The organism is Streptomyces sp. NPDC021100 (genome assembly GCF_044333095.1).
In the GTDB taxonomy this organism is placed as follows: Bacteria; Actinomycetota; Actinomycetes; order Streptomycetales; family Streptomycetaceae; genus Streptomyces.
In genome coordinates this window covers 217176-223734 of record NZ_JBIRQH010000013.1, presented here as the reverse complement: position 1 = coordinate 223734, position 6559 = coordinate 217176, and the positions used below count along the sequence as shown (strand labels likewise).

5 protein-coding genes are annotated in these 6559 nt (G+C 70.3%); 1 reads left to right on the top strand and 4 read right to left on the bottom strand.

What is annotated here, in order from left to right; translation table 11 throughout:
- Positions 1–169: 169 nt before the first annotated feature.
- On the bottom strand, positions 170–1585 hold the full coding sequence (locus ACH4PU_RS23500) for an amino acid permease (RefSeq protein WP_398275278.1): 1416 nt from the start codon (positions 1583–1585) through the stop codon (positions 170–172).
- Positions 1586–1772: 187 nt separating this feature from the next.
- Positions 1773–3173, bottom strand: a complete 1401-nt coding sequence (locus tag ACH4PU_RS23495; protein WP_398275275.1) for an amino acid permease — start codon at positions 3171–3173, stop codon at positions 1773–1775.
- A gap of 394 nt (positions 3174–3567) precedes the next feature.
- Between ACH4PU_RS23495 and ACH4PU_RS23490 the strand changes: the two genes are divergently transcribed.
- Complete coding sequence (locus tag ACH4PU_RS23490) at positions 3568–4161, top strand: biotin transporter BioY (RefSeq protein WP_185944954.1); 594 nt, start codon at positions 3568–3570, stop codon at positions 4159–4161.
- A gap of 73 nt (positions 4162–4234) precedes the next feature.
- On the opposite strand, the gene ACH4PU_RS23485 is transcribed toward ACH4PU_RS23490, so the two are convergent.
- A complete protein-coding gene (locus ACH4PU_RS23485; RefSeq protein ID WP_398275272.1) occupies positions 4235–4882 on the bottom strand; it encodes a Uma2 family endonuclease in 648 nt (215 codons plus the stop codon).
- A gap of 206 nt (positions 4883–5088) precedes the next feature.
- Positions 5089–6501 carry an amino acid permease gene (locus ACH4PU_RS23480; RefSeq protein WP_398275320.1) on the bottom strand — a complete coding sequence of 471 codons (1413 nt, stop codon included), beginning with the start codon at positions 6499–6501 and terminating at the stop codon, positions 5089–5091.
- Positions 6502–6559: the final 58 nt, after the last annotated feature.

Below are 6559 nucleotides of genomic sequence, written 5' to 3'. Positions count from 1 at the left end.
CCCCAAGTGTTTAGCCAAATTCCTGGCCTGTTCTCCCCTCCCCCCCCTCCCCCCCCCACCCCCGCCCCCCGGGGGCCCGGGGGCCCCCCCCCCCCACCCCCCGGGGGGGGGGGGGGGGGGGGGCCCCCCCCCCCCCCCCGCCTCGGGGTTGCTGGAGATGGACGGGCCGTCAGCTCCGCCGCCGCGCCGTGGCGCGCTGCCGCAGGTAGCCGATGAGGGCGAGGGCGACGGTGAGGGCGGCCGTGGCGTAGAGCTGCTGGGCGGTGTCCTTCTCGCGCAGCATCAGGCCGAGGGTGCAGAGGATGCCGAGGAGCGCGGCGATGGTCAGGTACGGGAACCACCACATCCGCACCACGAGCCTCCCCGGCTGCTCCTGCTGCATCCGGTGCCGCATCATCAGCTGGGTGACGGCGATGAAGCCCCACACCACGAGGACGGCGGCGCCCGTCATGTAGAGCAGCCACTTGAAGACGGTGTCCGGCCACCAGTAGCTGAGCAGCACCGCGAAGAAGCCGAAGGCGGAGGAGGCGACCACGGTCCGCCGGGGGACGCCGGAGGAGACCTTGCCGAGGAAGCGGGGGCCCTCGCCGCGCTCGACGAGCGAGTGCGCCATCCGGGACGCGCCGTAGATGTTGGCGTTCATGGCGGAGAGCAGCGCGATCAGCACGATCACATTCATGATCTCGCCGGCGGCGGGGACGTCCAGGTACTTCAGGACCGCCACGTAGGGGCCCTCCAGGACGGACTTGTCGGTCCACGGGATCAGGGTGACGACGACGAGCATGGAGCCCACGTAGAAGAGGGCGATCCGCCACATCGCGGTGCGCACCGCCTTGGCGACGCCCTTGACCGGCTGCTCGGACTCGGCCGCGGCGATGGTCACCGTCTCCAGGCCGCCGTACGCGAAGACGGAGGCGAGCAGGCCGGCGACGAGGCCGTCGGTGCCGTTGGGGAGGAAGCCGCCGTGGCCGGTGAGGTTGTCGGTGCCGGGCGCGTCGGTGCCCGGCAGCAGGCCGCAGATGGCCAGCACGCCCAGGACCAGGAAGGCGCCGATCGCCGCGACCTTCAGGGTGGCGAACCAGAACTCGAACTCGCCGAAGTTCCCGACGGCCGCCAGGTTCGTGCCGCAGAAGACGGCCATGAACAGCAGGACCCACATCCAGGAGTCCGTGGACGGGAACCACTTGACCATGATCGCGGCGGCGCCGATCGCCTCGACGGCGATGCCCACGCAGAGCTCGATCCAGAACATCCAGCCGGCGGTGAAGCCGGCCCACGGGCCGATGGCCTTCTCCGCGTGCACCGAGAAGGTGCCGGACGCGGGGTTGGCCGCGGCCATCTCGCCCAGCATGCGCATCACGAGCATCACCAGAAGCCCGGACACCGCATAGGCGAGGACGATGCCCGGGCCCGCGGCGGCGATGCCGGTGCCCGAACCGACGAAGAGGCCGGCGCCTATGACGCCGCCCAGGGCGATCATCGAGAGATGGCGCTGCTTGAGGCCGTGCGACAGGGCGGCGCCGTGGCCCGGCGCCGCATCGGTGACCTCGCGCTCGGGCGCGGGGGTCGCATCTGTCCGAGTCATGGTCGTGTCTGTCCCCGTGGAATGAGTGATGAAAAGGGTTGTTACAACAGGCAACAACCCGGAAAAGTTGCCTCAGTGTGGGGGTGATGTTCGCTCAGGACAACACTTGTCACACGGATGTCCGATATTTAGACGCGACGATTACTCTCCGCACCTGATATATCGCCAGAATCAATATCTTTACGCGCTAAGCACGGTCGCGACGGCGGATGCGGAACTCCCGGATCCCGGCGACGGCGAGCACCGCTCCGGTGGCCGCCGCCGACCACAGCAACTGCGGACGGGCGGCGTCATCGGTGAGCATCAGCACCAGCACCGCGGCCATCCCGGCCAGGGCGGCCCAGGTCAGATAGGGAAAGCACCACATCCGCAACGTCAGCCGCTCGGGCATCTCCCGTTCGATGCGGCGGCGCAGCCGCAGCTGCGAGGCGGCGATCAGGCCCCAGACGAAGAGGAGCACCGCGCCGACCGAGTTGAGCAGATAGCGGAAGATCGAATCCGGCCACTCGAGGTTGAGGACGACGGACCCGAAGCCGAACGCCACGGAGGCGAACACCGCCCGGCGCGGCACCCCGCCGCGCGAGACCGTCAGCAGGGAGCGCGGGGCCTCGCCGCGCTCGGCGAGCGAGAACACCATGCGGGACGAGCCGTAGAGGTTGGCGTTGAGCGCCGACAGCAGCGCCACGAAGATCACGGCCTGCATGATCTGGCCGGACGCCGGCACCCCGATCCGGTCCAGCACCGCCACATAGGGGCTCTGCCCGGGCTTCAGCGACGACCAGGGGAGAAGGGTGACGATGACGAGCATCGAGCCCACGTAGAAGAAGAGGATGCGCCAGACGGCGCTGCGCACCGCACGGCCCACCGCGCGCTCCGGGTCCTCGGACTCGGCGGCGGCGATCGTGACGACCTCCAGGCCGCCGAAGGCGAAGGCCACCGCGAGCACGCCGGAGATCACGCCGCTCCAGCCGTTGGGCAGGAAACCGCCCTGGCCGGTGAGGTTGGAGAGGCCCACGGGGTCGGTGTCCGGGAGCAGCCCGAAGATCGCCAGCAGGCTGAGGCCGAGGAAGAGGAGGATCGCGCCGATCTTCAGGGCAGCGAACCAGAACTCGAACTCGCCGAAGTTCTTCACGGCCGTGAGGTTGGCGGTGGTGAACACCACCATGAACACCAGCACCCAGGCCCACTGCGGCATCCCCGGCACCCAGCCGTGCGCGATCTGCGCGGCGGCCGTCGCCTCCACGGCCAGCACGATCACCAGCAGGAACCAGTAGAGCCAGCCCACCGTGAACCCGGCCCAGCGGCCGAGCGCCCGCTCCGCGTGCACCGAGAACGAACCGGACGCGGGCATCGCCGACGACAGCTCGCCCAGCATCCGCATCACCAGCATGGCGAGGGCGCCCGCCAGCAGGTAGGAAACGATGATTCCGGGGCCCGCGACGGAGATTCCGGCGCCCGAGCCGACGAACAGGCCGGCGCCGATCACACCGCCCAGCCCCAGCATCGTCAGGTGCCGCTGCTTGAGCCCCGCGGACAGCGGCTCTCTCTCACCGGCGAGCGGCTCGGCGGTGGGGGGTGCGTCGTGCATGGGGCTCGTACTCTCGGTTCGTGCGGCGCGCGCCCGGGGCGCACGGGATGCGGTGGCGCGACGTCTCGGCGGTGCCTGCGGTGCCCGCGCCGCCCACCGGTCGGCGGAGGGCGCAAAGCATGCGACACGTGAAAAGTGCGCGCAAGTCTCACCATTCTCCCGGTGCGACGGCGTGAACCAAGCCGAGCGGCCCTTTCGGTGACGAGCATCACTCGGCCCGTCGCCGCCTTCGGGAACCTTCCAAAGCGGGCGGAGGGCCTTTGTGACGGCTGCCTCATGCCGATTCGAGAGAGCTGGGCTAACGTCGCGGTGTTCTGTGTATGAGCCCCGTAAGTCCTCGGCTCTCGTACGAGTCCCGAGTCCTGTATCCGACCCTTCCTCCAGCGGAGTACCGATGGCCAGCGCCGCAGTTTCAGTCCCCCGGACCGGTACGGTCCTCGCCGATCTCCTGCCCGCGTCCTCCTCCCGGGCCCGGGACGTCGCCCTCGTCGTCGGCGGCGCCGCCCTCACCGGCCTCGCCGCCCAGCTCACCGTGCCGGTCCCGGGCTCGCCCGTCCCGGTCTCCGGCCAGACCTTCGCGGCCCTCCTCGTCGGTACGTCCCTCGGCGCCCGCCGCGGCTTCCTCTCGCTGGCCCTCTACGCGCTCGCCGGCATCGCCGGCATGCCCTGGTTCGCCGAGGGCAAGTCCGGTGCCGCCTTCCCCTCCTTCGGCTATGTGCTCGGCATGCTGCTGGCCGCCACCGTCGTCGGCGCCCTCGCCCGCCGCGGCGCCGACCGCTCCGTCCTGCGCACCGCGGGCACCATGGCCCTCGGCACGGCGATCATCTACGCCGTCGGCGTCCCGTACCTGGCCCTCGCCCTCCACATGCCGCTCGGTGACGCCGTCGCGGCCGGCCTGACCCCGTTCCTCATCGGCGACGCGCTCAAGGCGGCGCTGGCGATGGGGGCGCTGCCCACGGCGTGGAAGCTCCTGGGCCGGCGGGGCTGAGGCTCCTTCTTTCCTTACGGGCGCGGGCCCGCACCCTCTCCGAGAGGGGTGCGGGCCCGCGCCCGTACGTGCCTCACATCGCGCCGGCGCGCTTGACGCGGTGGTAGCCGGTCAGCCGATCCGTCGGCAGGGCACCGCCCAACCGATCCGGAAGCGGGACGGGCTCGCCGTAGCGGCCCCGGGTGAGGGTGCGGTAGCCCTCGTCGGTCGGGCGGGCGTGCAGCATCCATTCCCTGTCCCCCGGCTGTAGACAGAGCACGAGGGGCACCTTGGCCTCGGCGTACCAGGCGATCCGGTCCGCCAGCCCGATCCTCGGATCGCGGGGTGACGACGTCACTTCGACGGCCAGCTCCACCTCGTCACCGGACAGCAGCCACGCGTCGGAGTCCATCACCGACAGGGCGCAGACCACCATGAGGGGCGTGACGAAGTCGTCGGGGTCGCCGGCGAGGCCGATCGACGCGTTCTGAAAGGTCCCCAGCCCGTCCGAGTGGCACCGGCGCACGGCCTCGTGTAACTCGCTCATGACCAGGGCGTCGGCCAGGGAACGTGTGGTCGTGGCCAGCACGTTGCCGCGGATGACTTCCACCCGGAGGCCGGTCTTCTCCCGGATGAACCCCGCGACCTCCCTGAGATTCCCGGGCACCCCCGGGATCCGCGGCCGGTGCCGGCCGGAGTCCCGCCGGGCACTGTCGTCCCGGACGCGGTCGTCGACGGCCACCTGCGCACCCTTTCCCCGTACGGATCCCGGACCACACCGTAGGACCGCCTCCGCCGCCCCGGCCGGGAAGCCCGTGACCGGACGCAGCGTGACCGACATCGGACGCCGGATGCCACGTACCGACCGTCGGGTGAACGGGAACGGCGGTGGGCCCGCACCCCGCAGGGTGTGGCCCACCGCCGTTCGACGCCGAGGTCCGCCGGAGGCTACCGCACCGCCCGCCGGCGACGGTCCAGGACCAGGCCGATGGCCAGGACCACCACGGCCACCAGGACGGACAGGGCGACCTGCTCGCGGTTGTCGCCGCCGTCGTAGACCATGTAGCCGAGCACGAAGGTGATCATGCCGATCGTGGCCCAGGTCAGGTACGGGAACAGCCACATCCGCACGACCAGCTTCTCCGGCATCTCGCGCAGGATGATGCCGCGCATCTTCAGCTGCGTGAAACAGATGACCAGCCACACGAACAGGGCCACCGCGCCCGACGAGTTGAGCAGGAACTTGAAGACCGTGTCGGGCCACATGTAGTTGAAGAAGACCGAGAGGAAGCCGAAGACGACCGATCCCAGGATCGCCGCCTGCGGCACGCCCCGGCCGTTGACGCGGGCGAACGCCTTCGGCGCGTCGCCGCGCTGGCCGAGCGAGAAGGCCATGCGGGAGGCGGTGTAGAGACCCGAGTTGAGGCAGGAGAGGACGGCGGTCAGAACGATGACGTTCATGACCTGGCCGGCGTGCGGGATGCCGATCGAGTTCAGCGCCGCGACGTAACTGCCGTCCTTGGCGATCGCCTTGGAGTTCCAGGGCAGCAGCGTGATGACGACGAAGATCGAGCCGAGGTAGAAGACGGCGATCCGCCAGATGACGCTGTTGGTCGCCTGCCGGACGGCCTTCTGGGGGTTCTCGGACTCGCCGGCGGCGAGGGTGACGATCTCGCTGCCCATGAAGGAGAAGACGACCATCAGCACGCCGGTGAGGATCGCGCCGGGACCGTGCGGCAGGAAACCGCCCGCGTCGGTGAGGTGGGCCAGGCCCGCACCGTCGTTCTTCGAACCGGGCAGCACGCCGAAGACCGCGAGCCCGCCGACGATCACGAACGCGGCGATGGCGACGACCTTGATGCCCGCGAACCAGAACTCGAACTCGCCGTACGAGCTGACCGAGGCCAGGTTGGTGGCGGTGAGCACGACCATGACGATCAGCGCCCAGGCCCACTTGGGGACGTCCGGCACCCAGCTGTTGAGGATCGCGGCCCCCGCCGTGGCCTCGACCGCCAGCACGACGACCCAGAAGAACCAGTAGAGCCAGCCGATGGTGAAACCGGCCCAGCGGCCCAGACCGCGGTCCGCGTAGGCGGAGAACGAACCGGAGGTCGGGTTGGCGGCGGCCATTTCGCCGAGCATCCGCATGACAAGGACGACCATCGCGCCCACGAGGGCGTACGAGATCAGAATGGCGGGGCCGGCGGCGGCGATACCGGATCCGGAACCCACGAAGAGTCCGGCGCCGATGACCCCACCAATGGCGATCATGGAAAGGTGGCGGTTCTTGAGGCCGGCCTTGAGGCCGTCCCCCGTCGCCGGCGCGGCGTCCGCGGGATCGCCGGACGACGCCTTCGTCATGGTCGGCGGTATCGCGCTCATGGGCAGTTTCCTTTGGTTCTCGGGTTGCGAGCCCCCG